We start from the raw sequence: 1,605 nt of genomic DNA, 5'->3' as shown, positions 1-1,605 counted from the left end.
GTCGACGGCCCCGACTGTGCCCGGCGGCGCGATCACGACCGTGACGCCGCGCGCCCACCCCGCGCCGAGCTCCGCGTCCGGGTCCCGTCGGTGGTACTGGCCCACCCGGATGCCCCCCACGTCGGTGATGGAATTCATCGGAGCGGCTTGCCCATCAGCGCCAGCACCAAGAACTCCTGCAGCACCGTCAGCCACTGATAGACGTCGAGGTGCGGGGCCATCGGATGGCCGTCGGGCAGGGTGTCCGGCCCGTCCGGCGAAATCTCGAGCATGGTGCCCAGCGCCAGTCGCAGGTCGTTGACCGCCGCAATCCAGGTGTTCGCGCCCTCCTCGGTCAGCTCGAAGCGGCTCCCGTCGTCGGGCAGGGATTTCAGGACGAATTTCGCGGCGGATCGTTTGGCGTCGATGATCTCCGGCTCGTGCAGGCTGCGCAGCGCTGCGTTGAGGCCGTCGGACGCGTCGGCGTCACCGGGTTTGTCGCCGGCAGCGTGGAAGTCCGGCAGCAGGCGCCGCAGTGTGGCGTCCTCTGGCGGGTCGGTGCTGCCGGTCCGCATCCCCGTGATCTGCTCGAGTTCGTCGGTCGGCGACGCCGCCTGGCGCGCGTCGAGCATCTCGATCAGCGAGCCGATCAGGCTCTTGAGCAGACCCGCCTCATGCGGGGTCAGCGCGGACCGGAAACGGGGACCCTCCGCGGTCTCCACCCGCTTCCATTTGCGCACAATCCGGCCCCGGACAGCCTCGGCTGCTCAGCGGTCCTGCTGCATGGTCGCCCACAAACCGGCGGCATGCAGCTTGGACACGTCGACTTCCATGGACTCGCGGGAGCCGGCCGACACCACGGCCTTCCCTTCGTTGTGCACCTGCAGCATCAGCTTGGTGGCGTGCGGCTCGCTGTAACCGAACAGCTTCTGGAAGACGTAGGTCACGTAGTTCATCAGGTTGACGGGATCGTCCCAGACGATGGTGACCCACGGACTGGCCGTCACGTCGACCGGAGCGGTCTCGCGTTGTCCGGTGCTTCCTGGCTTGGTAGGTGCCGACGCAACCATGGGTTCAAGGATACCGAGACCGCGGCGGCGCACCCGATACCGTTGCGGTGTGACGGACTGGCCGTGCGCCGGATTGCTGACAGACAAATACGAGCTGACCATGCTGGCGGCGGCGCTTCGTGACGGCACCGCGCAGCGGCGCGCCACGTTCGAGCTGTTCGCGCGCCGGCTGCCCGAAGGACGGCGCTACGGTGTGGTCGCCGGCACCGGCCGGTTACTGGAAGCGTTGCCGCAGTTCGGGTTCGACGACGCCAGGCTGTCATCGCTGGCTGAGTTCCTGGACCGCGACACCTTGCGCTTTCTCGCCGAATTCCAGTTCGGCGGCGACGTCGACGGTTACGCCGAGGGCGAGCTGTACTTCCCCGGATCCCCGGTGCTCACCGTGCACGGCAGCTTCGCCGAATGCGTGCTGCTCGAGACGCTGGCGCTGTCGATCTTCAATCACGACACCGCGATCGCGTCGGCCGCCGCCCGCATGGTCAGCGCCGCCCGCCAGCGCCCGGTGATGGAGATGGGGTCGCGACGAACGCACGAGCTGGCCGCGGTGGCCGCCGCC

General features: G+C 68.5%; 3 protein-coding genes and 1 pseudogene. 1 reads left to right on the top strand and 3 read right to left on the bottom strand.

Translation table 11 applies throughout. The features are described from left to right. The 3 genes from WA317_RS17130 to clpS all read right to left on the bottom strand — a co-directional run. On the bottom strand, positions 1-138 hold a 138-nt coding region (locus WA317_RS17130; protein ID WP_425174166.1), incomplete at its 3' end, for a P1 family peptidase. After that, positions 135-719 carry a DUF2017 domain-containing protein gene (locus WA317_RS17125; protein WP_425174165.1) on the bottom strand — a complete coding sequence of 195 codons (585 nt, stop codon included), beginning with the start codon at positions 717-719 and terminating at the stop codon, positions 135-137. The genes WA317_RS17125 and WA317_RS17130, both read right to left, overlap by 4 nt. Before the next feature lie 27 nt (positions 720-746). Further along, positions 747-1,049, bottom strand: a complete 303-nt coding sequence (gene clpS, locus WA317_RS17120) for an ATP-dependent Clp protease adapter ClpS (protein ID WP_425174164.1) — start codon at positions 1,047-1,049, stop codon at positions 747-749. A 49-nt stretch (positions 1,050-1,098) separates the two neighbouring features. Here clpS and WA317_RS17115 point away from each other — a divergent pair. Beyond that, positions 1,099-1,605 (top strand): annotated as a pseudogene (locus WA317_RS17115) (nicotinate phosphoribosyltransferase); the annotation flags it as partial.

The organism is Mycobacterium sp. (assembly GCF_049802695.1).
GTDB lineage: Bacteria > Actinomycetota > Actinomycetes > Mycobacteriales > Mycobacteriaceae > Mycobacterium.
This window is presented reverse-complemented; position numbering and strand designations above follow the sequence as displayed.

What these genes read in the sequence shown, in the direction of transcription:
- clpS (WP_425174164.1), bottom strand. Translation starts at nt 1,049, where the DNA reads ATGGTTGCGTCGGCACCTACCAAGCCAGGAAGCACCGGACAACGCGAG.